We start from the raw sequence: 23,404 nt of genomic DNA on the forward strand, positions 1-23,404 counted from the left end.
TCACTCCTTCGTTCCTTGTGGGTTGCCGTCAAACAGCAGGAACAGAACCGGCGTAATAAACAAGGTGATCAGCTGCGAGAACAGCAGCCCCCCGACAATCGCCACGCCCATCGGCTGGCGCAGCTCGGCCCCGGCCCCCAGGCCAAGCGCAATGGGGATCGCCCCCATGATAGCGCAAAGCGTGGTCATCATAATCGGGCGGAACCGCTGCAAGCAGGCCTGCATAATGGCATCATGCGGCGTCATGCCGTGTTCACGCTGCGCCACTAACGCGAAATCTATCATCATGATAGCGTTCTTTTTGACAATACCTATCAGCAGCAGAATACCAATCATCGCGATAAACGTAAGATCGAGATTAAACAGCCTGAGCGCCAGCAGCGCGCCTACCGCCGCCGACGGCAGGCCAAGCAGAATGGTCAACGGGTGGATCCAGCTTTCATACAGCACGCCGAGAATCACGTAAATCACCGCCAGCGCCAGCACAATCAGCCAGATCTGGCTGCTCTGGGACTGCTGGAACAGCGCCGCCTGACCGGCGTAGGTGCCAAACACCGAAGACGGCAGATGAATCGCCTGCTGGGCCTGGGCAATGGCCGCCGTCGCATCCGACAGCGATTTCCCCGGCGCAAGGTCGAACGAAAGCGTAATCGCCGGCAACTGCCCCTGGTGGTTGACCGCCGTCACACCCTGGGTGCGCGAAATCGTTGTAAAGGTGGTGATGGGCAGTAGCGCCCCACTTGATGACCGGACATAGATTTTCGACAAATCACTTTCGTCCTGTCGGAACGGCTCCTGCACTTCCATGATCACTTCATAGCTGTCTTCCGGGGCATAAATTGTCGACACCTGGTAAGTCCCGAAGGCGTCATACAGCGTGTCGCGAATCTGCTGAATATCCACGCCCATCAGCGAAGCTTTGTTTCTGTCGATGACCAACTGCGCCTGTAGCCCGTTGAGCTGGGCGTCGGTATTCAGGCCGACAAACACCCCGCTTTTTTGCATCTCTGCCATCAGCCGGTTGGCCCAGTCGTTGAGGCTGGTATCGCCGCTGCTGACCGCCTGCAGCGTGTACTGGTAGCTGCTTTTCGCACTGCGGCCGCCCACGCGCAGGTTTTGCACCGGGCTAAAGTAAACTTTAATGCCCGGCAAATAGCCGGTTTCCGAACGCAATTGTTTCAGCACCGCGTCCAACGGCGGGCGCTGGCCTTGATCTTTTAGCGTCAGGCTTAGCTGCGTGGTGTCGTGGTCAACGCGGGTCAGTACGTCGCTGACGCTCGGATCTTTCATCAGCGTTTTGCCCAACTGCTGCGCCACGCCCAGCCGACCGAGATAGGACATATCCTGCGGCGCATCAATGCTGGCGGTGATCTGCCCGATATCTTCCTGCGGGAAGAAGCCTTTCGGTGAAAACCAGTACAGGCCGATGGTCAGCGCAATCGTGCTGAGCGCGACGCCGATCATAATCACGCGATGAGACACGGCCCATTCCAGCCCGTTCCCGTACTGGCGGCGCAGCGTTTCGAACCCACGCTCAAAGACCAGGCTCCAGCGCGGTTCAGGTTTGTCTTCCGGCGTGTGCTCGCGAATAAGTTTAGGCACCAACAAAGGAATAATGGTCAACGATGCCGCAGCCGAAACCAGAATCGTCAGCGACACCACATAGGCAAACTCGTGGAACAGCAGGCCAATCGTCCCCGGCATAAAGAAGATCGGAATAAACACCGCCACCAGGGAAAGCGAAATGGAGATAACAGTGAATGCTACCTCTTTCACCCCTTTCAGCGCGGCGCGATACGGCGTTTCCCCTTCTTCCATGTAGCGCATGATGTTCTCCAGCACCACAATCGCGTCGTCCACCACCAGGCCTACGGCAATGGTCAACCCCATCAGCGAGATATTGTCCAGGCTCAGGCCAAAGGCGTACATCAGGCCGAAGGCGCCGAGCAGAGAAATGGGCAGGCTGAGCGCAGGAATGATCGTCGCCCGAATATGGCGCAGGAACATCAGGATCACCATCACCACCAGGGCGATGGTCAACAGCAGAGTTAACGTCACGTCATGAATCGCCGCGCGGATCGACAGCGAACGGTCGTTCAGAAACTTCACGCTCACCGACGACGGCATCTGCGCCTGCAGTTTAGGCATCAGTTGGCGAATGGCATCGATGGTGGAAACAATGTTCGCGCCGGGCTGACGCTGCACGCTGAGTACAATCGCGCGGTTACCGTTCACAGCGCTGTAGCTCAGCGTATTTTCAATGCTGTCCTGCACGGTGGCCACATCTGATAGCCTGACCGGCTGGCCGTTTCGCGTGGCGACAATGACTTTGGCGAAGTCTGCAGCGTTGCGCAAATCGCCGCTGGTTTGCAGCATCACCATCTGGCGTTTACCGTCCAGTTCGCCTATCGGTGAGTTGTCGTTGGCGGCCGCGAGCGCGGTATGTACATCTTCCAGCGTAAGATTTGTCGCCGCCAGCTTGTCCGGGTTGACCTCCACGCGCACGGCATAGCGTTTCTGCCCCAGCACCGTCACCTGCGCCACGCCGTTCAGGGTGGAAAGCGCCGGTGAGATCAGGTCATCCGAGAAGCGGTTCAGGTCAGACAGCGCCATCGACGGGGAATCGATGCCAATTTGAATGATCGGCGCATCCGCCGGGTTAATTTTGCGGAATGACGGCGGCGTGGTCATCTGCGACGGCAGCTGTTTTAACGCCTGGTACAGCGCGGACTGCACGTCCACCGCCGCCGAATCAATATCCCGGGACGGATCGAACTCAATGACGATAGTCGTGGCACCCTCGAGGCTGTTGGAGGTCATGTTCACCACGCCGGGAATGGTCGACAGCTTTTTCTCCAGCGGCGTCGCCACCGACGAAGCCATGGTTTCGGGGCTGGCGCCGGAAAGCGAAGCGCTGACCTGAATCGTCGGCGTGTCGTAGTTGGGCAGCGCGGCAATGGGCAGTTTAAACCAGCACACCGCGCCGGCGACCATCACCGCCAGCCACAGCAGCATCACGGCAATCGGCCGTTTCAGGCATTGTTCGGCAAATGTCATGATGCAGACCCCGCTGGCGCGTTAACCACCTTCACGGCCATTCCCGGACGCAGGGCGTTGGCCCCTTCCAGCACCACTTTCATGCCGGGCTGAATGCCGCTCACCACCGCCATTTGCTGCTGGATGCGCAACAATGTGACCGGTTGCGTTGTGGCGTGCATTTGGGCATCGATAACGTAGACAAAATGCCCGTCGGGGCCGTCCTGCACGGCCTGAGGCGGTAAAACAACGACATTCGGCGTGCTGCCCGCGCTGACCGTAATGTTCTGATAGGCCCCCGGCCAGAGCTGGTTTTCACCGTTCGCAAAGCGGGCTTTAAAGTTCACCGTGCCGCTGTCCTGGCTGACGGTGTTATCAATGAAACTGAGCGTGCCGATCACCGGTTTTCCGCTGGCGTCGGTCACTTGCACCTCCACCGGCCCCTGATGCTGCGCGGCGACCACCGCGTTGAGATCCTGCTCCGGCAGGGTAAATTCTGCGCCAATCGGGTCAAACTGATTAATACTGACCATCGGTAACGTGCTGCCCGGCTGCGCAAGGCTGCCGATATGCACGTTCAATGCGCCTGTTTTGCCGCTAACAGGCGCGTAAATGCGGGTATAGGCGAGCTGCGCCTGGGCGGTGTGTATATCATCCTGGGCGGACTTGTACTGCGCCGCCGCCTGCTGTTGCGCGCTGACCAGCGCATCCCAGTCTGAAGACGAAATGTAGTGGGTTTTCAGCAGCGGCTGGCCACGGCTGAGGTCGCGAGCGGCTTTATCCAGCTCGGCTTTAATGACCCCCAACTGGGCCTGGGCGTGACCCAGCGCGGCCTGCTCTTCGGCATCATCCAGCACAAACAACAGCTGCCCTTGCTTAACAAAATCCCCTTCGTGGAAGGCAACCTGGCTTACCGGGCTGGTGATTTGCGCGCGAATATCCACCTCATTGAACGACACGAGATGCCCCTGGGTGGAGAACGTTAGCGGCAGCGTTTGGCTGGCCGCGGCTATCAGGCTAACTTTCGGCAGCGCCGTTTTCTTTTGCGTTGCCGGCGATGAAGCCTGGGAGTACAGCCAAAGTCCTGCCACCCCTGCCAGCACGCAGGCCATCGCCAGCCCTTTTTTTGACCATTTTATGTTCATGATGCAGCGCTTCTCTGAGTCCCGGTATAGCAGGAATGTTACGCCCGTCACACCAACAGAACGCCGCCACTAAAATGACAAGTTTGTAATTTTGCTTCTCATTCAATTTTCTGCCAGGATTCCTCGCCCTCTTTTTCACGGCCTCCGCAGCCAGAATTAACGGGCGGAAAAGGACGGCGCTTTTTAACTCAAAGGCAGACAGGAATCTCAATGAAAACAAAGACTGAAGCGGAACACCGCGCCGCCAAACGGCGCTGGTTGAATTCTCAGGACTCGGGGTATCACCAGGCGATGGGCAATCGCCACGTGCAGATGATTGCTATCGGCGGTGCCATCGGTACCGGCCTGTTCCTCGGCGCAGGTGCGCGCCTGCAGGCAGCAGGGCCCGCGCTGGCGTTAATTTATCTGGTTTGCGGCATTTTCTCTTTCTTCATCCTCCGCGCTTTGGGCGAGCTGGTTATCCATCGCCCGTCCAGCGGCAGTTTCGTCTCCTACACCCGTGAATTCCTAGGTGAAAAAGCCGCCTACGTTTGCGGCTGGATGTATTTCGTCAACTGGGCGATGACCGGTATCGTGGATATAACCGCCGTGGCGCTCTACATGCATTACTGGGGTGCGTTCGGTGATGTGCCGCAGTGGGTCTTCGCCCTCGGCGCGCTCGCCGTGGTTGCGGCGATGAACATGATTGGCGTGAAATGGTTCGCCGAGATGGAGTTCTGGTTTGCGCTGGTCAAAGTGTTGGCTATCGTCGCCTTCCTGATCGTCGGCACCATTTTCCTCGGCACCGGGAAACCAATTGACGGTAACAGCACCGGGTTCCATCTGATAACCGATAACGGCGGTCTCTTCCCCCACGGTCTGCTGCCTGCGCTGGTACTGATTCAGGGCGTAGTGTTCGCCTTCGCCTCTATCGAATTAGTGGGTACCGCCGCCGGGGAATGTAAAGACCCGAAAACCATGGTGCCGAAAGCCATTAACAGCGTTATCTGGCGTATCGGCCTGTTCTATGTTGGCTCCGTGGTGCTGCTGGTTCTGCTGCTGCCGTGGAACGCCTATCAGGCGGGACAAAGCCCGTTCGTGACCTTCTTCTCGAAGCTCGGCGTGCCTTACATCGGCGACGTGATGAATATCGTGGTGTTAACCGCCGCGCTCTCCAGCCTGAACTCCGGCCTGTACTGCACCGGGCGTATTCTGCGTTCGATGTCGATGGGCGGTTCCGCGCCACAGTTCATGTCGAAAATGAGCAAGAATCAGGTGCCGTATGCCGGGATTCTGGTCACCAGCGGCGTGTACGTGCTTGGCGTGTTCCTCAACTATCTGGTGCCTTCGCAGGTATTTGAGATCGTGCTGAATATGGCGTCTCTGGGCATCATCACCTCCTGGGCGTTTATCGTGCTGTGCCAGATTCGCCTGCGCAAGGCGATTAAAGAAGGGAAAGCGGACGACGTGAGCTTCAAGCTGCCGGGCGCGCCGTTTACTTCCTGGCTGACGCTGCTGTTCCTGCTTGGCGTGCTGGTCTTGATGGCGATGGATTACCCGAACGGGACGTTCACGATTGCTTCTATTCCGGTGCTGGCGATTCTGCTGACGCTGGGCTGGTTTGGCGCTCGTAAGCGCGTGCATGAAGTGGCTCAGCAGGTCCACGATCACCACGAGTAGTGCCCCTCAACCTAACCCTCTCCCCACCGGGGAGAGGGGATACGTATCCCCTCCATCGCCATCACATTCGCAGTAAACTTATTCACAATACCCCGCTATACACTACCGGCCCCGTCGGCTGCCCGGTTGGCGAACCGCCCTGCGGCTCCAGGCTGATAGCGATCGTCACGCCTCGTGACAACGTCACATTTCCATTGCTAACCTGAGTCACCGCTTTGCTGTCCAAAAGCCCAAGCGAGACGGGCTTCGCGCCAACCGGGATAGCCCACAGCTGCAGGCTATTGCTGGCGGAGACGGAGGCCAGCTGCAGCGGCGTCAGGCGCAGCGTTTTACGGTCGCTGTCGGCGCTCACCAGCCACTGCCCCTGCTGGCTGGCACCGTTAAGCACCATAAGCGGTGCCAGCTCCGGTGCTTTGCTACTGAAGTATGGCACCAGCGCAACTGCAGCCAGCCCGGCGGCGAGCGCCCAGCCAAGATAGTTCCAGTTCCAACGCGAGCGCACGACAGCATTCCGCTCGGGCGGCAGGCTAAGCTGAATTTTCTTCCACACCGTTTCCGGCGGAAGCTGCGGCTGGGTCTGGCTGTCCAGGCCACCAAGCAGGGTTTGCCAGCGGCCCACGAGCGCGGCGAGATCCGGCTCGGCATGGAGACGTTTTTCGAAGCGCAACCGGGCACTCCCGCGCAGCGTGCCCAGCGCGTATTCAGAGGCCAGGGCGTTATCTATTTCTTGGCTGCTGTTCATAGTCCGACGCAATCCTTAAGGTGATCCAGCGCCCGCCGAATCCAACTTTTCACCGTGCCGAGGGGCTGCTGTAGCCAGTCGGCGATATCGCCGTGGGACATCCCCTGGTAGTAGGCCAGCACCACGCTCTGCCGCTGCTCGCTGGTCAAATTGTCCAGGCAACCGCGCAGGCGGCCTGCCTGTTGTTCATCGCCCCAGCCGTTGTCCCCTTCATTTTCAATGTCGGCCGCGTTGTCGCCGAGTTCGTCTTCCTGATTTGCCGCGCGGGACTGGTCGCTGCGCAACCAGTCGATACAGCGGTTGCGAACGATGTGGGTCAGCCAGGTCACGGGGGCGCTGATGGCCGGATCGTAGCCTGAGGCTTTATTCCATACCGTGAGAAAAGCATCGTGCAGAATCTCTTCGGCCCACGCCCGGCGCTGCACGGTACGCAGCGCCACGGCAAACAAATGGGGGGACGTCAGGCGATAGAGTTGTTCAAATGCGCGGCGGTCGCCCTCAGCAACCGCCCGCATCAGTTTTACCTGCTGTTCTACCAGAGTTTTATCCATAATTTTCTCGACCAGGCGACGGGCCTGGATCGAGTATAGACACTCACTTCGGCATCAGTACGGTATCAATCACGTCTATCACGCCATTTTTCTGGTTCACGTCATAGGTGCTGATATTGGCGATGTTGCCTTTCCCGTCTTTAATCTGGATATTGTGCGGGCCATTGTTCATGATCCACAGCGGCTGGCCGTTCACCGTTTTTAATTCTGCGCTGCCGCCACCCTGCTGGATTTTTTTCTCCAGCGCTTTCATGTCGTATTTCCCTGCCACCACGTGGTACGTCAGGATGCTGGTCAACGTGGCTTTATTTTCTGGTTTCACCAGGTTGCTGACCGTGCCCGCCGGCAGTTTGGCAAACGCGGCATCGGTTGGGGCAAAGACGGTAAACGGCCCTTTGCTCTCCAGCGTATCCACTAAACCTGCGGCCTTCACCGCCGCAACCAGCGTGGTGTGATCTTTAGAATTCACCGCATTTTCAATGATATTTTTCGACGGGTACATCGCCGCGCCGCCGACCATAACAGCGTCGTGATTCATCGCGGCAATGCATAGAGAACTGAAAAAAACGGAGGCGCACACGGCGGAGGTAAAGTACTTGTTCATGTTCAATTCCTCAATTGTAGGGAGCAAGAGAGTTCCTCACAGTCTGATATACGATTGAGGGGGCGCCGCTGGATGCAGAAAAAATTAAAAATATTTCGCCGTTAATTTCATCAGTCATAACCTATTGTTAACGTTACGTGCGCTAATAATTTTCAAAACTTACACACAGGAACTAACATATACAGTTCACAATCCTGACAATTGCGCATACCGTAAAACACTCCCCGATGAAGAAACCCCAGAAAAAAACGCTCCACACGCATAAAACCGCCCTTTCCCTTCTCCTGATCCCGGCTTTCACTCCCGGTTTTACACAAGCCGCTGACACACAGCCCAAAGACGAATCTACGCTGCTGGTCACCGCTAAACCGACAACCGTTTCTGAACTCGATACGCCAGCTGCGGTCAGCGTGGTGTATGGCGATGATTTGCGCCAGGCCGCCCCACGGATAAACCTGTCGGAAAACCTCGGCAGCGTGCCGGGCCTGCAAATTCAAAACCGCCAAAACTATGCTCAGGATTTACAGCTTTCCGTGCGCGGTTTTGGTTCACGCTCGACGTACGGCGTGCGCGGCGTGCGCATGTATGTGGACGGCATCCCGGCCACCATGCCGGATGGCCAGGGGCAAACGTCCAATATCGATTTGAACAGCGTGGACAGCGTGGAAGTGCTTCGCGGCCCGTTCTCAGCGCTCTACGGCAACTCGTCCGGCGGTGTGGTTAACGTCAAAACGGAAACAGGCCGACAGCCGCCAACCGTTGAGGCCAGTAGTTACTACGGTAGCTTTGGCAGCTGGCGCAACAGCGTGAAGGCCACCGGCTCCACCGGCGACGGCACGCAGGCCGGAGATGTGGACTATGCAATTTCTGCCTCGCGCTTTACCACGCACGGCTACCGTGACCACAGCAGCGCGCAGAAGAATCTTGGGAATGCGAAGCTCGGCGTTCGTCTGAATGACGTCAGCAAGCTGACATTGCTGTTCAACAGCGTGGATATTGACGCCAACGATCCCGGCGGCCTGACCGAGCAGGAGTGGCGCGATAACCCAACGCAGGCCCCCCGCGCCGATCAGTACAATACGCGAAAAACAACGAAGCAAACTCAGGGCGGCCTGCGCTACGACCGTCAGCTCAGCGAGCACGATGACCTGAGCGTGATGATGTACGCGGGCGTGCGCGAAACTACGCAGTTTCAGTCCATTCCTGAATCAGCGCAGAAAAACCCAACGCATCCGGGGGGCGTGATCCAACTGGCAAGGCATTACCAGGGCATCGATACCCGCTGGACGCACAGCGGTGAACTCGGCGGCGTGCCGGTGAGTTTCACCACCGGGCTCGACTACGAAACAATGATCGATAAGCGCAAAGGCTATGAGAATTTTGTGACGGTGAACGGTGCCACGGTGCTCGGCGAACAGGGCAATCTGCGCCGGAACGAGCGCAACCTGATGTGGAACCTCGATCCGTACCTGCAAAGCACGTGGCAGCTCACCGATAAACTCAGCCTGGATGCGGGCGTGCGCTTCAGCTCGGTCTATTTTGATTCCAACGATTATTACATCGTCGGGAAAAACGGCGACGACAGCGGCAGCGCCAGCTATCACAAGTGGCTGCCTGCCGCCTCGCTGAAATATGCCGTCACCGACGGCTGGAATATTTACACTTCCGCTGGCCGCGGGTTTGAAACGCCGACCATCAACGAGCTGTCTTACCGCGACAACGGCGCGGCCGGGCTTAACTTTGCCCTGCAGCCTTCCACCAGTACAACGGTAGAAGTGGGCAGCAAAAACCGCATTGGCAACGGCCTGTTCACCGCCGCCCTGTTCCAGACCGACACCGACAATGAAATCGTGGTGGATCAAAGCAGCGGCGGGCGTACCACCTATAAAAATGCCGGTGAAACTCGCCGCCGCGGGCTGGAGCTTTCCCTTGATCAGCAGTTTGCCGCCGACTGGCGACTGAAAATGGCCTGGACGTACCTGGAGGCGACCTACCGCACCAACGTATGCGGGGTAAATGACTGCCGCGACAACCGAATGCCGGGCATCGCCCGTAATATGGGGTACGCATCGTTTGGCTACGCGCCTGAAGACGGCTGGTATGCGGGCGCAGATGTTCGCTACATGAGTGATATCCAGGCCGACGATCAGAACGACGCCAAAGCCCCGACCTGGACCACCGTGGGATTGAACACCGGCTACAAACTTCACGTGCGGCAAAACTGGCTGCTGGACATCTGGGGGCGAGTTGATAACTTGTTCGACCGCGACTATGTCGGCTCGGTGATTGTCAATGAAGGCAATGGCCGCTATTTCGAGCCAGCGCCAGGGCGTAACTATGGCGTGGGCGTCAACCTCAGCTACAGCTTCCAGTAAGCTTTTTCCCCTCCGGCTTTTGTCGGGGGAGATTAAAAAGGAATTTTATGTCACCTAATCTCACCCTTCGGGATGCCACCCTGGCGGACATCGAGACTATTTTCACCATCCGTACCAGCGTCAAAGAGAATCATCTGTCGCGCGAAGAAATGGCCGAAATGGGCATCACACCGCAGACTATTGCCGATATTATTGCCGAATCGCCGTGTATCTGGCTGGCAGACGTGGAGGGTGAGCCGGCCGGTTTCTCGATGGCGATTGCCGAAGAAGCCTGCCTGTTTGCCATGTTCGTTCTGCCTCAGTTTGAAGGCCTGGGCGTCGGCAGACTGCTGCTGGAAAAAGCCGAGGCGTTTCTCTTTGCTCAGCAGCCCACTATCTGGCTTGAAACGGCGGCAGCCAGCCGCGCCGCTGCGTTTTATCAGCGCCACGGCTGGCTGGCTGTGGGTGAGCAAGGTGGGGAAGATATTCGCTTCGAAAAATCACGCCCCGCAGCTGCGAAATAACAACTCCCTTACCCATCGGTGCGCGCTGTCGTGATGCGTGCGCTCATGCCAGGCGGCGACTTTGGTAAAACCAGGGATCGCCAGCGGCGGCTGATGGCTGACGATACTCCCTTGTCCGGCAATAAGCCTCGCGGGTACCACGGCGATCAGATCGCTGGTTTTTAAAATCTCGGTTAAAAATAAGAAGCTCTGCACCGACAGACTAACCCGCCTCGAACGCTTTATTTTTTGCAAAGCGCTGTCGGTCACGCCGCTAAACTCCCCACCGCTCCACGACACCAGCGCATGATCGCAGGCGCAAAACTGATCCAGGGTGATCGCCCTCTGCCGGGCCAGGCTATGCTGCTGCCCCATCGCACAAACGTAATGCTCCTCATACAGCGTATGAACGTGGAGGTCAGCCGACAGCGAAAAAGTCGTCATGATGGAAAAGTCCAGCTCGCCGCTTTCCAGCATCGGCTGAAGCTGGCCGTCAACCGGCGGGCGCACCGAGACGCGCATATTCGGCGCTTCACGCCGGAGTGCATTAATAAAAGGCAGCACGATGGCCTGCAGCGCATAGTCCGTGGCCGCGAGGGTAAACGTCAGCGTAGATGTTTTAGGATCGAACTCAGCCGGGCGCAGCAGCAGTTCAACTTCGTGCAGGATGCGTTTCACTTGCTGCTCGAGCTGTAACGCTCGCTCCGTTGGCACGATGCCCCGCTGGCTGCGGATAAACAGCGGATCGTCGAAGCTTTCGCGCAGCCGCGTCAACATCCCGCTGACGGCAGGCTGCGTCAGAGACAGGCGCGAGGCGGCGCGAGTTACGCTGCGCTCCTGCAGCAAAGCATCGAAGGTTTTCAGTAAGTTAAGATCCAGACTGCGTAAATCGCGCATCGCCTGCCTCCAGATATAAAATTACATTATATCTGAGATTAAATTTGACGATTGGTTTTATATCCAGCGTGTCGATATTCTCGCCTCACAGTAACGAAACGTGAGGAATCCAAGATGCATTCAATTCATTGGCCGCAGGGCTTTATCCCCGGTTTTAGCGACAACTTCGCTTCTAACGAAATCATTATGATCGGGCTGGACGCCAGCGAAGTCTGGCGCTGGCTGACGCAAACCTCGGCCTGGGAACGCTATTACAGCAACGTGTCCGATATTGTGTTTCATGATGCCAGCGGGCCGACGTTAACGGCAGGGTCGCGCTTCCGCTTTACGACATTTAGTTTCCCGGTTGAAGCCGAAGTGGTGGAGTTTGTCGCCCCGCAGGGGGAAATCCCAGGCCGTCTCGCCTGGCACGGCTGGGTTGGCAGCGAAGCGTCCCCAGAGCTGGACGTGCATCACGCCTGGCTGATTGAGAATCTCTCGTCTGGCCGGGTACGCATCTTGACTCAGGAAACGCAAAACGGGCAGCCCGCGCGTGACCTGGCGAGGACGTTGCCTAACCCTATGCTAAACGCACATCAGGAGTGGATTTGCGGCCTGGCAAATTATGCGCTGAGCCACAAGAAATAGCGTTAAGGTTTTTGCCCCGCCGTCTGTGCCGTCTGCCAGCGTTATAAAATACCCACCATGTAGCGCTGTTCCTCATCGGCCAGCGCTCTCCCCGACCGTATCGCGTGCTAATTTCCTCACAGGAAAAGAGTGTTGTCCAGATGGCAATTCGTATCTGCAGGATTCTCCCCTTATGCTGAGCGTCGCTATTACACTGAGGACGCCATGACACGCTTTCTAATCTGCAGTTTTGCCCTGATTTTGCTCTACCCTGCGGGCATTGATATGTATCTGGTCGGTTTACCGCGTATTGCGGCCGATCTTAACGCCAGCGAGGCGCAGCTGCATATTGCCTTCTCCGTTTATCTTGCCGGAATGGCCTGTTCCATGCTTTTTGCCGGCCGCGTGGCGGACCGCTCGGGGCGTAAGCCGGTGGCAATATTCGGTTCGGTAATTTTTATTGCCGCCTCCCTGATATGCGCCTCGGCGCAGCACAGCACGCTGTTTCTGGCAGGCCGGCTGGGTCAGGGGATCGGGGCGGGAGCCTGCTACGTGGTCGCTTTTGCAATTCTGCGGGATGCCCTGGATGAGCGACGCAGAACCAAAGTGCTCTCGTTAATGAACGGAATCACCTGCATCGTGCCGGTGATGGCGCCGGTGCTGGGGCATCTGATTATGCTTATTTTTCCGTGGCAAAGTTTGTTCTATACCCTGACCGGAATGGGGCTCGCGGTATTGCTGCTTTCCCTGCTGGTACTGAAAGAGACGAGGCCAGCAGCCAACGGTGCCAGCTCATTGGTTTCTTTGCCGAAAGCCGAGTCGTTGATTAACCGTTTCTTCCTCAGTCGGCTGACCATAACAACCCTTAGCGTAACGGTCATCCTCACCTTCGTTAACACCTCCCCCGTGTTATTGATGGAGGGGCTGGGTTTAGCTCGCGGGGAATACGCCACCACAATGGCGTTAACGGCCGTCGTCAGCATGAGCGTTTCATTCTCTACTCCGTTTGCCCTGAGCATATTTCAGCCCCGCACAATGATGATAACGTCTCAGACGCTGTTTCTGGCGGCGGGTCTGCTCCTGAGCATGGCCGATTCAAACTTGCTCACGCTGGTCGGACTCACGCTTGTTTGCGCAGGTTTCTCCGTCGGATTTGGCGTGGCCATGAGCCAGGCGCTGGGGCCATTTTCACTTCGGGCAGGAGTAGCCAGCTCAACGCTCGGAGTGGCACAGGTGTGTGGTTCATCATTGTGGATATGGCTGGCCGCCATTTTGCGTATCGATGCGCTGAATATGCTGATCGGAATTCTGATTGGCTGTAGCATTGTCAGCCTTTTACTGATTTTCCTTGTCGCCTCTCCCAGAGCCGTAGTTGAGTATGAAGAAAACAATCAACAGCCTCGATCTTAATTTGCTGCTCTGCCTGCAGTTGCTGATGCAGGAGCGCAGCGTCACCCGCACGGCAAAACGGCTGAGCGTCACGCCTTCGGCGATCAGCAAATCGCTGGCAAAACTGCGGGCGTGGTTTGATGATTCATTATTTGTCAATACTCCTCAGGGACTCGTCCCTACGCCACTGATGGTAAGCATGGCTCAGGAACTGGCGGACTGGATGCAGATGAGCCATCAGCTGCTGGATAACGCTCACCATGAGACGCCGAGCGGACTGAAGTTTGAGCTTGTGGTTGAATTACCGCTGATGATGATCATGTTCAATGCCCTGTCGCAGCAGATTTATCAGCGCTATCCTCAGGCGACTATCAGGCTGCATCACTGGGATTACGACGCGCTGGACGCCATTACGAGTGGAAGTGTGGATGTTGGTTTCACCGGTCGTGAGAGCTATCCGCGTTCTCAAGGGCAGCTGAGTCTGCCGTTGTCTATCGACTGTGAAGTGCTCTTTTATGACTCTCCCTGTGTCTGGCTGAGGGAAGATCATCCGGCTCTCCAGGAAGAGTGGAACCTGGACACTTTTTTGCGCTATCCCCATATCAGCATTTATTGGGAACAAAGCGATACCTGGGCGCTGGATGATATCCTGAGAGAAATGGGGCGCAAGCGGGATATTGCGTTGAGCCTGCCGGGATTCGAGCAGTCTCTGTTTATGGCCGCTCAGCCCGGGCACTCTCTGCTGACGACCGCTCCGGGCTACTGCCGGCATTACGGCCAGCTTCACCACCTGCCGCTGGTCTCACGTCCCCTGCCGTTTGATGCCGGGCTTCTGCAAAAATTCCGGGCACCCTATATGATGATCTGGCACAAACGTAACCGCCATAACCCGAAAATTATCTGGCTCAGGCAGGCGATTAAGGCGCTTTATGCCGATCTCGTTATCGCCGGTAAAACAGCCAATGTCTAAACGTTTTCCAGCTAAGCAAGGCCGATAGAATCCCGGCGCGAGTGAATGTTTCTTCCCCCGCGCCAGGGCAGGCTCTAGCTGCGTTCGATGTCTTTTGCCGCCTGATCCAGCGTGTCGATAATCTTATACAGCGTCTCTTTCGACAGCTCGGCGCTGCCCAGTTTGGCGTGCAGCGCCGTTTTAAAATTATGAATAGCCCGCTGCACTTCGGGCAAACGGCGGTTGTCGCCGAGAACGCCAAGGGTAGCGAGTCGAGTGGTCACCGCTTCCAGTTCGAGCTGCTGCTCTTCAAGCGAGGTTTGTCCTTCCGCCGTCAGCGTGAAGGATTTTTTCCCACTTTGCCCTTCGCCCACCGTAATAAAGCCCATCTCCTCCATCAGCGTCAGGTTCGGGTAAATAATACCGGGGCTCGGCACATATTCCCCTTTCGCCATCCCTTCGATGGATTTGATCAGTTCGTAGCCGTGGGCCGGGCCATTTGCCAGCAGATGCAGGATCAGCAGGCGGATATCGTTGGCGTCAAACAGACGTTCGCGGCGATGGCGAGCGCGCCCCTCCGGGTGGCTTTGCTCATGGCGGCCATGACCGCCCCTGCCGCGATGCTGTTCGTGGCGCTCGCATTTGTGCTGTCTCAGATGATTAATACGCATAGTTTGGGACCTTATTTGTCATGCCAGTAGGCGACGGCGCGTACCAGGTCGGCGTCCAGGGCGCGGACTTCCAGCAGGTAATCTCCCAGCGCTTTAGCCTCTTTGCCTTCGCCAACAATCCAGATGTAATAGTCGTCGGCAGGGATCTCAATCTGCTTCAGGTACCCGGCGATCTCCGCGTGAGTTAACGCCCGCACATTTACCGCAGGGAATTCGCTCAGATAGCCCAGGCTGTCGGGATCATGGCAGTTAACTAAGACTTCGACCTGAACATCCTGACTCAGCGACTGCAGACGGCGGCGCACCGCAGGCAGCCCGCTTTCATCGGTCACGTACAGCTGCCAGTGATAATCCGTTGGGGTGACCAGAGAGCCCCGTGGGCCACCGATGAACAGCTTGTCACCCGGCTGCGCATCTTTCGCCCAGCTGCTGGCAACGCCGCCGTCGTGCAAATAGAAATCCAGGGTTAATTCACCGCGATCGGCATTGAAATCCAGCGGCGTATAGTCACGCGACTGTGGGCGAGCCCCCTCTCCCCAGACAATGCCCTCGCTGGTGACCTGCGGCGGAGTGAATTCGCCATTTTCAGCCGGGAAGAAGACTTTGATGTGGTCGTCAAATCCCTGGGAAGAGAAATCCGCCAGCTGCGGGCTGGTGAAGACCAGACGGTAAAACGTATTGGCAATCAGCGTTTTCGTTTTAACCGTTAATTCACGAAACTTCAGTTCGTTACGAACCCGAACCGGCACTTTTTTAGCGTTATTTTGCGTTGTCATAGCGTACCTTTTAGGTGTGTAAGATATATCATAGACATATCTTAGAGCACGACACAGCGGCTGTCTTTATCATTTTGCGGCGTTATCACCAGGTTTAAACAATGAGAATGACATCCATTCCGGCAAGGTGCTGCCGGGATCGCAAATTGACAAAACGATGCTTTTTTGTACTTTCCCTTATCGCAAATTCGGTTCTAAACTGAAGTTGGCATCAGCCAGTTGTTAATCCACTCACCAACCTACTGACCAGGGAGGCCTGACATGTTTCCTGAGTACCGTGATTTGATTACCCACCTGAAGTCCGAAAACCCCCGCTTTCTCAGCCTGTTTAACAAACACAACCGTCTTGATAGCGAGATTTTGCGCAAGGAGGGGCCGCAAGGGACGGGATACAACGATGAAGTTGTGCAGATGAAGAAAGAAAAACTGAGGGTAAAACAAGAGCTTTATCAGATGTTGAAACAGGCCAGCCAGCCGGCCTGATAGCATTGAAACCGGGGAAGGGTTTGCCCTTCCCTTGTTGTCTCCAGAGGTTACAGCGCCACACCCAGCGCCCGCAGTATGCCAATCATTTTCCCAGCCCCCAAATAGTTCAGGTGATCGCCGTCGCGGAAATCTTCGCGTGCAAAAGCGGGATGTTCTGAGAGATCGATAAAACGCGAATGCGCCCCTTCAAGGTCTGCAAAATATTGGCGATGCGTCTGTTTCATCTCAGCATCAAGATTGTCCACGTAGTCTGACGGGAAAGACGGCGTTAGCCAGATAACCTTTTTGCCTTTTGTCGCCAACAGAACGCTCATCTCAGCCACGCGGGGTTTATTCTCTGCAAGCGTTGTCTGGTGCTTCACTGATTTCGAGTGAGAGATCCCCCGCTTCTGGGCTTCCTCTTTCTGCTGCATGGCAGGGAGTGAGTCGCTGCGGGCAAAAACAAGGCGTGCGGACGCACAAATTTGCGTCCTGGCATTATTATCCTCGAGTCCATATATCGCTTGCCCTTGCACCGGCGTCGGCATCACCAGCCGGCTAAACGCCTGCATGCCGTCGGCGGTTATCCCTTCTTCCGGCTTTATCCTGTAATGGCTATTGAGCTGGCTCCAGGCGTGGATGATTTGCTGGTTAAAGTCATCTTTTGTTTTTAACAGGTCGCTGTACAGATCAAAGAAGCCCAGGCAATACACAAAGTTTTGCACGTGCGGATAACGCTCAATAATATGCGCCGTTAATTGCTGGGCCTGCTTCAGCCCCAGGCTGTGGGTAGAAAGATTTATGCTGTGTTCAAACAGCGCGTCAGGGAAGCCATAAAAACTGTAGGAGTTACCTATAATGACTGTTCTGACGTTTGGATTAGCCAGCGCGGTATATTGCTGCGCCAGCAAATGCGCGTACTGAGTAGCTGTTGTGCTTAAGGGAATGAAATTATCAATCAGCAAATCGTACAACGAAATGCAGCCTATGGCCTGAGGATGTTCAACCGCAAAGGCCAGCTTTAATCCCTGCGGATCGTAGAGAATAAAAGGGGCCGTGCTGGCGGTAATTTTGTTATGAAAAGCGGTGATTTCCTGCTGATTTGTCTCTTCATAACTGAGGTAATAGAGGTTATTGATGGCCGAATCTCTGAAGCGCGATCCGAGCATTTGCAGCTTGTTCAGCTCGCCAAAATAAAAAATATCGATACCGTTGCGCGCCAGCGCGCTCAGCCAGAAAAGATAGAGTGACAGGTAGAGTTGATTCAGGTTTTGCTGTTTACCTTCCAGCCAGTCACTCAGGGCATTAATCAAATCGAGCGTAATATTGCTTTCATCCAGGCACGCCTGGTTTGAGAAAAGATAATCGGCGAGCCTCTGAGGAACCTGAGCCGCCTGCTCAGCGTTTTCTATGTCCCTCAGAAAATGCTGGAGCTGTTTTAAAAAGTGATTTTGCATAATGTCTTGTTGTATTCGCGCAAGAAGTATCGCTGATACTACCAGTCACCAATACAAGCAAACGGACGATTACCCCTCTTCCATCATGCTAATCTCGGGCGAAGGTTCACTTCACCAGCCGGAACGAAATCTCGTACAACGCATTCAATCCTGGATAGATTTCACCAATCACCTGTTTAAGCTCTGCCAGCGTCATGTTCTCCTGGCGGGCGTGCTCCTCGTCCAAATCATCAAGCAGCACCGGCGTCACGCCGATCACGTCGATCGTACAGAAATAGACGTCATCTTCGTAGCGGCCCACGCGCAAACGCTGGCCGGGCTGAAAATGAGATTCGCTGCTGTCGCGCAGCGTAATCGTTTTTAGCCCGGCGATAATGTCGTGCTCAAAGCGGCGGAAAAAAGTGATATCGTTAGCCATGCTACCTCCTGATAAACATTCGGCAGCATGATAAATCCCTTAGACGAACGGCGCTAACGGATCCGCCGTTTCAAAGGCGATTTTTCTGTCTGCCACCGGCGGGTAAATGAGTTCCTGAGTAATCGACAACTTAATTTTCTTCGCTTCCTCGCGCACGTGCGTCACTTTTTGCTCCCAGCCTTCGGTAAACACCGCGCCCCAGCCGCCGAGATCGAGACAGGTGACATAGTTAATCTGGCGGTACGGCAGTGGCGCGACGTCCAGCAGACTTGCCGCCACGTTATAGCCCACAAAGCGGCCTAGCATGATGGCGTGCTGGCAGGTCATTAGCGCGAGGTTGCCCTGTTCATCCGTCTCGGCACGCGCCACATCCCCCGTCGCAAAAATAGCTGGCTGCCCTTCCACCCGCAAAAAAGCATCCACGTGCAGACGGCCTTGCTTATCACGTGGGGCATTAATCTGCGCGGTTAGCGGGCTGGCCTGCACGCCTGCGGTCAGAATTACCGTGCTGGAGGCGATGCGTTCGCCGTCGGCCAGTACAATGCCGTTCGCATCAATTTCGCGGACGTCGGTATTCAGTCGCCACTCCACGCCCAGCTCTTCGCTGGCGGTAGCAATCACATCCCGCAGTTCGCGGCTGTAGCGACCGCCGATTTTATCGCCCCGTTCCACCACAATAACGCGAGCATTTGTTTCTTTGCCCAGTACCGCGCGCAATCTGCCCGGCAGTTCGGTCGCCATTTCAATGCCTGTAAAGCCGCCGCCACAGACAATGACCGTGTTGCGGGCTTCGCTTTCCGGCTGCTGCGCTAAGTCTGAAATGTGCTGCTCCAGGCGCAGGGCGCTCTCGAGCTGGTCGAGGTCGAAAGCATGCTCTGCCGCGCCGTCGATCAGGTCGCGTTTGAGGTTGCTGCCGGTAGCCAGAACAAGCCGATCGTACTGTCGCGGTGTGCTGTTGCCCTGTTCGTCACGGTACCAGACGCACTGATTGACGCTGTCGATACGCTGCGCCTCGCCTTTCACAAAGGTCACGCCGGTAACGTCGAACAGCGGCTGAAGAGGAGCGACCAGCGAAGCCACCTCGGTTTCGTAAAAACGTGGGCGAACGCGCAGCTCAGGCTGGGGAGCCAGCACGGCGATCTCAATGTCGTCACGGTTATGCATCGCCACCAGTCTGGCCGCGCTCAGGGCCGCCCACATACCGGCAAAGCCGGCGCCAAGGATCAGGATCTTCTGTTGCATGGTTCTACTCCGGTAAAGGCCCTCAGTGGCCAACGACTGCGACTATACTTGTCGCAGTTAACTACGACAAGATCTTTCGGAGTTTATTTTTAATCCTCTGTTTTCGGGGTTACAGATTGCATCGCGTGAGTAAAATCCCTACATTACCTGGATTAAATGAGTCGGAGGCAGCATGGCGTTTTACAGTTCGGGCGTGGAGTACGGCATTCATAGCCTGATATGCATGGTGGATGGCAAAGGCGAAGGCCGCGAAATGAACGTGCGCGAAATCGCCGAACTGCAGGGCGTGCCCTACGACTACCTCGGTAAAATTTTCACCAAACTTTCCAGGGCGGGGCTGGTCATCAGCAGCGAAGGTAAAGGCGGGGGGTTTATCCTTTCTCGCCCGCCGGACCAAATCAGCGTGCTGGACATTGTGGCAGCCATCGACGGTGAGAAAAGTATTTTCGACTGCAAAGAGATTCGACAGCGACTGGCCGTCTTTGAAGCAACGCCGCCCGAATGGGCCTGCGAAGGGATTTGCGGCGTGCGCGCGGTAATGAACATTGCCCAGCAGCGTATGGAAGAAGCGCTAGCCCAGCATACCGTACTGGATCTGGCCCGCCGCATGTACCGCAAGGCACCGGATGAATTTGTTATCGAAGTCCAGGACTGGATCCGCGACCGGCGGAGCAATTAGCCTTTCGCTTAGTACAATTTCGCAGATTCAAAGCCAGCCAGCGCATAAGCCGCTGGCTTTTTTGTGTAAAAAACAGGCTTAAACCGGCAAAAGACGGCTCGTTTAGCCATCCCCCATTCCGGACATCCGAACGGCTTTCCTTCCCTACCGCCAGAGCAGCACATTATATTACTTTCCGATCTAAACCACGGGTTTATGTTCTTTAGAAGCGTCAATTCGCCGCCCTATCATTCCATACATGAACACTTTTCATGTTGAGAGAACGATGATTGCCGATTCCGTCCTGGACCTGATAGGCCACACCCCGCTGCTGCGGCTCAATCACCTTGATACCGGCCGCTGCGAGCTGCTGCTTAAGCTGGAAAACCAAAACCCCGGCGGTTCAATTAAAGACCGCGTTGCCCTGTCGATGATCGAACATGCCGAGCGCAGCGGTAAGCTGCAGCCGGGGGGCACGATTATTGAAGCCACAGCGGGCAACACCGGGCTGGGGCTGGCGCTGATTGCCACGCAAAAAGGGTACCCGCTGATTCTGGTGGTGCCGGACAAAATGAGCCAGGAAAAGATTTTCCACCTGCGAGCGCTGGGCGTGGACGTGCGCCTGACCCGCTCGGACGTCACTAAAGGCCACCCTGAATATTACCAGGATTACGCCCTGCGGCTGGCGGCAGATATCCCGGGCAGCTATTACATCGATCAATTTTCTAACGCAGCAAACCCGCTGGCCCACACCAGCGGCACGGCCGTTGAGCTTTGGGAGCAAACCGGGGGCCACATTGACGCCATCGTCGTAGGCGTCGGCTCCGGCGGCACGCTGGGCGGCCTGCAGCAGTTTTTCCACCAGCATTCCCCGCAAACCGAGTTTGTGCTGGCCGATCCCTGCGGCTCCATTCTTGCCGATGTGGTTGAGCACGGTAGATATGGCGAAGTGGGCAGCTGGCTGGTGGAAGGCATCGGTGAAGACTTTGTGCCATCGCTTGCCGACTTTGAGCGCGTCCAGCACGCATACCGGATCAGCGACCGCGAAGCGTTTTCCACGGCCCGTGAATTGCTAACCCACGAAGGCATCCTGGCGGGTTCTTCAACTGGCACCCTGCTCGCCGCCGCCTTGCGCTATTGCCAGGCACAGAACACGCCGAAACGCGTGGTCACCTTCGCCTGCGATAGCGGTAACAAATATTTATCAAAAATGTTTAACGATCAATGGCTCAGCCAGCAAAACCTGGCGTAACTATTAAGGAAAATTCATGAATAAATTTGCTACCCAGAGCGTGCACAGCGGTACTTTCGAGGATGCACACGGCGCGGTGATGCCACCGATTTATGCCACATCGACTTTTGCCCAACCGGCACCTGGCCAGCATACCGGTTTTGAATACTCGCGCAGCGGCAACCCCACCCGCCAGGCGCTGGAAACGGCGATTGCCGAACTCGAAGGCGGCCAGCGGGGTTACGCGTTTGCTTCTGGCCTCGCGGCTATCTCAACCGTGCTCGAGCTGCTGGACAGCGGCAGCCATATTATCGCCGTTGACGACGTGTACGGCGGCACCTGGCGACTGATTGAAAACGTGCGCAAACGCAGCGCCGCGCTCCAGGTAAGCTGGGTAAAGCCTGACGATCTCGACGGGCTGCAGGCGGCCATTCGGCCTGAAACGCGCATGATTTGGGTGGAAACCCCCACCAATCCGCTGCTCAAGCTGGCAGACCTGGCGGCGATTGCGGATATCGCCAAACGCCATCGCCTGATAAGCGTGGCCGACAACACCTTCGCTTCGCCTGCGCTTCAGCGCCCGCTGGAGTCCGGGTTCGATATCGTGGTGCACTCGGCCACCAAATACCTGAACGGCCATTCTGATGTTGTCGCCGGGCTGGCGGTGGTCGGCGCTAATGACGACCTGGCGCAGCAGCTGGGTTATTTGCAAAATGCGGTCGGCGGCGTGCTCGACCCGTTCAGCAGTTTCCTGACGCTGCGGGGCATTCGTACTCTGGCGCTGCGCATGGAACGCCACAGCAGCAACGCGCTCCAGCTGGCAGAGTGGCTTCAGACGCATCCTGAGGTAGAAAAAGTCTATTTCCCATGGCTGGAGACTCACCCGCAGCATCAGCTTGCACGCCAGCAAATGTCGCAGCCTGGCGGCATGATTTCTATTGTGGTTCGCGGGAATGAAAAGCGGGCCGAGGAAGTGATCCGTAAGCTGAAGCTGTTTACGCTCGCCGAAAGCCTGGGCGGCGTGGAAAGCCTGGTCAGCCAGCCCTTCAGCATGACCCATGCTTCTATCCCGCTAGAACAGCGTTTAAGTAACGGCATTGTGCCGCAGCTAATTAGATTGTCAGTGGGGATTGAAGATGCCGGAGATTTGCAGGCCGATCTCGCGCAGGCGCTGAGTTAGCCGAACGCCAATTAATGCTGCCATAAATATAAATGATGGCCTTTTGCTGGCTCTGAGCACATCCAGAGTAATACAAAAGGCCATTTATTTGCTGTGCGTTAATAAATTAAAGACGTTTAGTCTTTAACCAAAGTACTGTCGGCGTAAAATATCTGCCCCGTCGTCTATCGCTTTATGAATTGCTTTCACGCTGCGCTTTTCATCTTTTTCGGCCAGGGCTTCCAGCAGATCGTCGTAATTATGATGCCCCTGAGTCATTTCTTCCGACTGCGGGTACAGATAATTAAAACATGGTCCAATGCGCACCCAAAGCTGCTCAATTAATACGGTAAGCGTTGGCATCTCGGCGTACTCAAACAGCTGGAAACGAAACTCCCGATTGGCCTGCAGCGCCGCCTCAACGCTGATATGTTTCGCTTCAAGAAACGCATCGCAAAGCTGCTGCAAACGGGCGAGTTTGGTTTTATCCATGTAACGCGCCGCCTGCTCTACCGCCATACCCTCCAGATTTTTACGGATGGTTGTAATTTCGTGGTAGCGCCCCAGAGAAATTTCAGGCACCAAAAAAGCCTGCGCCGGCGTCGCGTCCAGTGCGCCAGAAGAAACAAGACGCAACAGCGCTTCACGCACCGGCGTAATGCTGGTGCCAAGCTGCTCTGCAATCTCTTTGGTCACTAATCTTGCGCCGGGTTTTAAGGTTCCCACGATCAACGCACTCTTTAACCTGCCCTCGACTTGCATGGTTAAACTCATTCTTTGCGCTTTTTCTAAGTCAAGCATGTTTATTTCCTATAGCAAAATAACTACTTTGTATTTGCAGTTTAATAACTGGCTTGTCATCAATGGAGTATATAGGATATATCATGTACTC

General features: G+C 56.0%; 21 protein-coding genes and 1 pseudogene. 10 read left to right on the forward strand and 12 right to left on the reverse strand.

From position 1 onward, the window contains the following. Both AAIE02_RS07340 and AAIE02_RS07345 read right to left on the reverse strand, forming a co-directional pair. Positions 1–3,057 carry an efflux RND transporter permease subunit gene (locus AAIE02_RS07340; protein WP_498532276.1) on the reverse strand — a complete coding sequence of 1,019 codons (3,057 nt, stop codon included), beginning with the start codon at positions 3,055–3,057 and terminating at the stop codon, positions 1–3. Next, positions 3,054–4,181, reverse strand: coding sequence for an efflux RND transporter periplasmic adaptor subunit (locus tag AAIE02_RS07345; RefSeq protein ID WP_498532277.1), 1,128 nt, complete (start codon positions 4,179–4,181; stop codon positions 3,054–3,056). Before AAIE02_RS07345 ends, AAIE02_RS07340 begins: the two co-directional genes overlap by 4 nt. Before the next feature lie 210 nt (positions 4,182–4,391). Between AAIE02_RS07345 and ansP the strand changes: the two genes are divergently transcribed. Next, the gene (gene ansP / locus AAIE02_RS07350) at positions 4,392–5,840 is read left to right on the forward strand and encodes an L-asparagine permease (protein ID WP_008458826.1); all 1,449 of its coding nucleotides are present in this window, start codon (positions 4,392–4,394) and stop codon (positions 5,838–5,840) included. An 82-nt stretch (positions 5,841–5,922) separates the two neighbouring features. Here ansP and AAIE02_RS07355 read toward each other — a convergent pair whose 3' ends face one another. The 3 genes from AAIE02_RS07355 to AAIE02_RS07365 are packed head-to-tail and all read right to left on the reverse strand — an operon-like array spanning position 5,923 to position 7,737. Then, positions 5,923–6,582 carry an anti-sigma factor gene (locus tag AAIE02_RS07355; RefSeq protein WP_498532278.1) on the reverse strand — a complete coding sequence of 220 codons (660 nt, stop codon included), beginning with the start codon at positions 6,580–6,582 and terminating at the stop codon, positions 5,923–5,925. Then, positions 6,579–7,133 carry an RNA polymerase sigma factor gene (locus AAIE02_RS07360; protein ID WP_498532279.1) on the reverse strand — a complete coding sequence of 185 codons (555 nt, stop codon included), beginning with the start codon at positions 7,131–7,133 and terminating at the stop codon, positions 6,579–6,581. Before AAIE02_RS07360 ends, AAIE02_RS07355 begins: the two co-directional genes overlap by 4 nt. A 43-nt stretch (positions 7,134–7,176) precedes the next feature. After that, the gene (locus AAIE02_RS07365) at positions 7,177–7,737 is read right to left on the reverse strand and encodes a fasciclin domain-containing protein (RefSeq protein WP_166992351.1); all 561 of its coding nucleotides are present in this window, start codon (positions 7,735–7,737) and stop codon (positions 7,177–7,179) included. Positions 7,738–7,964: 227 nt separating this feature from the next. Between AAIE02_RS07365 and pqqU the strand changes: the two genes are divergently transcribed. Together pqqU and AAIE02_RS07375 are read left to right on the forward strand one after the other, a co-directional pair. Further along, positions 7,965–10,112 carry a TonB-dependent receptor PqqU gene (gene pqqU, locus AAIE02_RS07370; protein ID WP_498532280.1) on the forward strand — a complete coding sequence of 716 codons (2,148 nt, stop codon included), beginning with the start codon at positions 7,965–7,967 and terminating at the stop codon, positions 10,110–10,112. 47 nt (positions 10,113–10,159) lie between these two features. Beyond that, positions 10,160–10,615 (forward strand): GNAT family N-acetyltransferase, encoded by a 456-nt coding sequence (locus AAIE02_RS07375; RefSeq protein ID WP_336707194.1) that lies wholly within the window; start codon positions 10,160–10,162, stop codon positions 10,613–10,615. Here the strand turns inward: AAIE02_RS07375 and AAIE02_RS07380 are convergent. Continuing rightward, the gene (locus AAIE02_RS07380) at positions 10,592–11,491 is read right to left on the reverse strand and encodes a LysR family transcriptional regulator (RefSeq protein ID WP_498532281.1); all 900 of its coding nucleotides are present in this window, start codon (positions 11,489–11,491) and stop codon (positions 10,592–10,594) included. The two genes, AAIE02_RS07375 and AAIE02_RS07380, sit on opposite strands and share 24 nt — an antisense overlap. Positions 11,492–11,605: 114 nt before the next feature. Between AAIE02_RS07380 and AAIE02_RS07385 the strand changes: the two genes are divergently transcribed. The 3 genes from AAIE02_RS07385 to yidZ all read left to right on the forward strand — a co-directional run bounded on the left by AAIE02_RS07385 (position 11,606) and on the right by yidZ (position 14,456). Further along, a complete protein-coding gene (locus tag AAIE02_RS07385; RefSeq protein ID WP_336981251.1) occupies positions 11,606–12,118 on the forward strand; it encodes an SRPBCC family protein in 513 nt (170 codons plus the stop codon). 204 nt (positions 12,119–12,322) lie between these two features. Continuing rightward, entirely contained in the window at positions 12,323–13,507 is a 1,185-nt protein-coding gene (locus AAIE02_RS07390; protein ID WP_498532282.1) for an MFS transporter, read from the forward strand. Next, entirely contained in the window at positions 13,476–14,456 is a 981-nt protein-coding gene (gene yidZ, locus AAIE02_RS07395; protein ID WP_166992333.1) for an HTH-type transcriptional regulator YidZ, read from the forward strand. The genes AAIE02_RS07390 and yidZ overlap by 32 nt, the downstream gene beginning before the upstream one ends. Positions 14,457–14,530: 74 nt before the next feature. Here yidZ and AAIE02_RS07400 read toward each other — a convergent pair whose 3' ends face one another. Further along, positions 14,531–15,106: a PadR family transcriptional regulator gene (locus AAIE02_RS07400; RefSeq protein WP_498532283.1), complete on the reverse strand. Its 576-nt coding sequence runs from the start codon at positions 15,104–15,106 to the stop codon at positions 14,531–14,533. 11 nt (positions 15,107–15,117) lie between these two features. Then, on the reverse strand, positions 15,118–15,882 hold the full coding sequence (locus tag AAIE02_RS07405) for a siderophore-interacting protein (RefSeq protein WP_498532284.1): 765 nt from the start codon (positions 15,880–15,882) through the stop codon (positions 15,118–15,120). Between the two features lie 261 nt (positions 15,883–16,143). On the opposite strand from AAIE02_RS07405, the gene AAIE02_RS07410 reads away from it, so the two are divergent. Then, positions 16,144–16,365 (forward strand): HP1242/YdcH family protein, encoded by a 222-nt coding sequence (locus AAIE02_RS07410; RefSeq protein ID WP_008458803.1) that lies wholly within the window; start codon positions 16,144–16,146, stop codon positions 16,363–16,365. A gap of 50 nt (positions 16,366–16,415) precedes the next feature. Here AAIE02_RS07410 and AAIE02_RS07415 read toward each other — a convergent pair whose 3' ends face one another. The 3 genes from AAIE02_RS07415 to AAIE02_RS07425 form a co-directional block, all read right to left on the reverse strand. Beyond that, a complete protein-coding gene (locus AAIE02_RS07415) occupies positions 16,416–17,804 on the reverse strand; it encodes a hypothetical protein (protein ID WP_498532285.1) in 1,389 nt (462 codons plus the stop codon). Between the two features lie 106 nt (positions 17,805–17,910). Further along, complete coding sequence (gene yqfB / locus AAIE02_RS07420; protein WP_008458801.1) at positions 17,911–18,222, reverse strand: N(4)-acetylcytidine aminohydrolase; 312 nt, start codon at positions 18,220–18,222, stop codon at positions 17,911–17,913. A gap of 39 nt (positions 18,223–18,261) precedes the next feature. Next, a complete protein-coding gene (locus AAIE02_RS07425; protein ID WP_166992322.1) occupies positions 18,262–19,464 on the reverse strand; it encodes an NAD(P)/FAD-dependent oxidoreductase in 1,203 nt (400 codons plus the stop codon). Positions 19,465–19,636: 172 nt separating this feature from the next. Here AAIE02_RS07425 and AAIE02_RS07430 point away from each other — a divergent pair, with 172 nt between their 5' ends. The 3 genes and pseudogenes from AAIE02_RS07430 (at position 19,637) to AAIE02_RS07440 (ending at position 22,533) form a co-directional block, all read left to right on the forward strand. Beyond that, the gene (locus AAIE02_RS07430; RefSeq protein WP_008458799.1) at positions 19,637–20,143 is read left to right on the forward strand and encodes an RrF2 family transcriptional regulator; all 507 of its coding nucleotides are present in this window, start codon (positions 19,637–19,639) and stop codon (positions 20,141–20,143) included. A gap of 265 nt (positions 20,144–20,408) precedes the next feature. Next, a pseudogene (locus AAIE02_RS07435) lies at positions 20,409–21,368 on the forward strand (PLP-dependent cysteine synthase family protein); the annotation flags it as partial. Positions 21,369–21,390: 22 nt separating this feature from the next. Continuing rightward, positions 21,391–22,533, forward strand: coding sequence for a trans-sulfuration enzyme family protein (locus AAIE02_RS07440; protein ID WP_498532286.1), 1,143 nt, complete (start codon positions 21,391–21,393; stop codon positions 22,531–22,533). A 123-nt stretch (positions 22,534–22,656) separates the two neighbouring features. Here the strand turns inward: AAIE02_RS07440 and AAIE02_RS07445 are convergent, their stop codons facing one another. Next, positions 22,657–23,313 carry a GntR family transcriptional regulator gene (locus AAIE02_RS07445; RefSeq protein ID WP_166863791.1) on the reverse strand — a complete coding sequence of 219 codons (657 nt, stop codon included), beginning with the start codon at positions 23,311–23,313 and terminating at the stop codon, positions 22,657–22,659. Positions 23,314–23,404 lie beyond the last annotated feature (91 nt).

It is taken from the genome of Cedecea sp. Ae19-4, assembly GCF_059801165.1.

What these genes read in the sequence shown, in the direction of transcription:
- AAIE02_RS07340 (WP_498532276.1), bottom strand. Translation starts at nt 3,057, where the DNA reads ATGACATTTGCCGAACAATGCCTGAAACGGCCGATTGCCGTGATGCTG.
- AAIE02_RS07345 (WP_498532277.1), bottom strand. Translation starts at nt 4,181, where the DNA reads ATGAACATAAAATGGTCAAAAAAAGGGCTGGCGATGGCCTGCGTGCTG.
- ansP (WP_008458826.1), top strand. Translation starts at nt 4,392, where the DNA reads ATGAAAACAAAGACTGAAGCGGAACACCGCGCCGCCAAACGGCGCTGG.
- AAIE02_RS07355 (WP_498532278.1), bottom strand. Translation starts at nt 6,582, where the DNA reads ATGAACAGCAGCCAAGAAATAGATAACGCCCTGGCCTCTGAATACGCG.
- AAIE02_RS07360 (WP_498532279.1), bottom strand. Translation starts at nt 7,133, where the DNA reads ATGGATAAAACTCTGGTAGAACAGCAGGTAAAACTGATGCGGGCGGTT.
- AAIE02_RS07365 (WP_166992351.1), bottom strand. Translation starts at nt 7,737, where the DNA reads ATGAACAAGTACTTTACCTCCGCCGTGTGCGCCTCCGTTTTTTTCAGT.
- pqqU (WP_498532280.1), top strand. Translation starts at nt 7,965, where the DNA reads ATGAAGAAACCCCAGAAAAAAACGCTCCACACGCATAAAACCGCCCTT.
- AAIE02_RS07375 (WP_336707194.1), top strand. Translation starts at nt 10,160, where the DNA reads ATGTCACCTAATCTCACCCTTCGGGATGCCACCCTGGCGGACATCGAG.
- AAIE02_RS07380 (WP_498532281.1), bottom strand. Translation starts at nt 11,491, where the DNA reads ATGCGCGATTTACGCAGTCTGGATCTTAACTTACTGAAAACCTTCGAT.
- AAIE02_RS07385 (WP_336981251.1), top strand. Translation starts at nt 11,606, where the DNA reads ATGCATTCAATTCATTGGCCGCAGGGCTTTATCCCCGGTTTTAGCGAC.
- AAIE02_RS07390 (WP_498532282.1), top strand. Translation starts at nt 12,323, where the DNA reads ATGACACGCTTTCTAATCTGCAGTTTTGCCCTGATTTTGCTCTACCCT.
- yidZ (WP_166992333.1), top strand. Translation starts at nt 13,476, where the DNA reads ATGAAGAAAACAATCAACAGCCTCGATCTTAATTTGCTGCTCTGCCTG.
- AAIE02_RS07400 (WP_498532283.1), bottom strand. Translation starts at nt 15,106, where the DNA reads ATGCGTATTAATCATCTGAGACAGCACAAATGCGAGCGCCACGAACAG.
- AAIE02_RS07405 (WP_498532284.1), bottom strand. Translation starts at nt 15,882, where the DNA reads ATGACAACGCAAAATAACGCTAAAAAAGTGCCGGTTCGGGTTCGTAAC.
- AAIE02_RS07410 (WP_008458803.1), top strand. Translation starts at nt 16,144, where the DNA reads ATGTTTCCTGAGTACCGTGATTTGATTACCCACCTGAAGTCCGAAAAC.
- AAIE02_RS07415 (WP_498532285.1), bottom strand. Translation starts at nt 17,804, where the DNA reads ATGCAAAATCACTTTTTAAAACAGCTCCAGCATTTTCTGAGGGACATA.
- yqfB (WP_008458801.1), bottom strand. Translation starts at nt 18,222, where the DNA reads ATGGCTAACGATATCACTTTTTTCCGCCGCTTTGAGCACGACATTATC.
- AAIE02_RS07425 (WP_166992322.1), bottom strand. Translation starts at nt 19,464, where the DNA reads ATGCAACAGAAGATCCTGATCCTTGGCGCCGGCTTTGCCGGTATGTGG.
- AAIE02_RS07430 (WP_008458799.1), top strand. Translation starts at nt 19,637, where the DNA reads ATGGCGTTTTACAGTTCGGGCGTGGAGTACGGCATTCATAGCCTGATA.
- AAIE02_RS07440 (WP_498532286.1), top strand. Translation starts at nt 21,391, where the DNA reads ATGAATAAATTTGCTACCCAGAGCGTGCACAGCGGTACTTTCGAGGAT.
- AAIE02_RS07445 (WP_166863791.1), bottom strand. Translation starts at nt 23,313, where the DNA reads ATGCTTGACTTAGAAAAAGCGCAAAGAATGAGTTTAACCATGCAAGTC.